This is a genomic window from Salinicola sp. (assembly GCF_982684285.1).
Map to the genome: position 1 here is coordinate 1 of NZ_CEXLVS010000441.1, position 1,492 is coordinate 1,492.

At 39.5% G+C, this 1,492-nt stretch carries 1 protein-coding gene; it reads left to right on the top strand.

Annotated features, from left to right (window positions below; all coding sequences use genetic code 11):
• Positions 1-1,492: putative bifunctional diguanylate cyclase/phosphodiesterase (locus AC3AYF_RS20885; protein WP_487780388.1), on the top strand; the 1,492-nt coding region annotated here is incomplete at both ends.

Here is a 1,492-nt window from a genome sequence, read left to right on the forward strand (position 1 = left end):
AAAACCAATAAAGAGCTTGATATCAAGTTAATGTGGTACCGAGTATTAACGGGGAGTTATCAACAATGCGATCTAAAAAAATATATCAAAAATGTTTCTAGCTTTTTGATAACACTGTCGATGACAGCGATAAAAGGCGAGCAATCCGAAATTGCATTTGTACTTATAGTTGAAGATAGCATTGATGAAAAACGTAGAATTAAACAACTAGAAGAAGATATTCAATATCTAATTGAAACAGAAGGCCAGCTTCGCGAATCAAAAGAAAAAGAAAAAAAGGCAGCGCAAAAACTGGCCTTAAAAGTAGAAGAGCTTGGTTTTCAGAAAAATGCACTGGATGAACATGCGATTGTAAGCATCACCGATGTACAAGGTGATATTGTCTATGTGAATGATAAGTTTAGTGATATCAGTCAATATTCACATGATGAATTGATGGGTAATAGTCACCGGTTATTAAAGTCAGATTTTCATCCGGATACCTTTTTTCATGCATTGTGGCGCACTATTTCTAAGGGCGAAGTGTGGCATGGTGAAATACATAATAAAGCGAAAGATGGATCATATTATTGGCTTTCTTCAACTATCGTGCCCATGCTGGATGAAGCAGGAGAGCCAAAACAGTATATTTCGATCAACACAGATATTACCGACAGTAAAGAACAGCAAAGAGTCCTAGAGACGATGGCTCATTACGATTTATTGACTCAACTGCCCAATCGTATTTTACTTTCTGATCGTTTTAGTCAGGCAATCGCCCATAGTAAACGCTCTGACACGTCCATGGCCATTTGCTTTCTTGATTTAGATGATTTTAAACCGATCAATGATACTTATGGACATAAGACCGGCGATCTGTTGCTCATCGAAGTCGCTGAGCGTATTAAAATGACTATTCGAGAAGAGGACACGGTTTCTCGGCATGGCGGTGATGAGTTTATTATGTTGCTTGGCAATGTAGTAAATGTTTTGGAGTGTGAAAAATTATTAGATAGGATCATTGAAGCGCTGTCCCAGCCATATATGATTAGCGAGCACAAGATCAATATCAGTGCCTCGCTCGGCTACACCCTTTTTCCAGTGGATGATGCCGATTTTGATACCTTGGTTCGACATGCTGATCATGCAATGTATCAAGCAAAGCTAGCGGGACGCAATACATTTAATCGATATGATGCCGTTGAAGATCAGCAAAATATTCAACAGCTTTCCGATATACACGAAATTGAAGACGCGATACTGAATAAGGACTTTTGTTTGCACTATCAACCAAAAGTGAATATGAAAACGGGCGAGTTATTTGGCGTAGAAGCACTTATTCGTTGGCAACACCCAGAAAAAGGCATGGTATTTCCGCTTGACTTCCTGCCAGTAATTGCAGGGACTAGTGTAGAAGTTGAAGTGGGCAACTGGGTGATTACTGAGGCCTTGCGTCAAATGAATAGTTGGATATCTCAGGGGCAGATGCTGGAGATTAGTGTCAATATTTCAG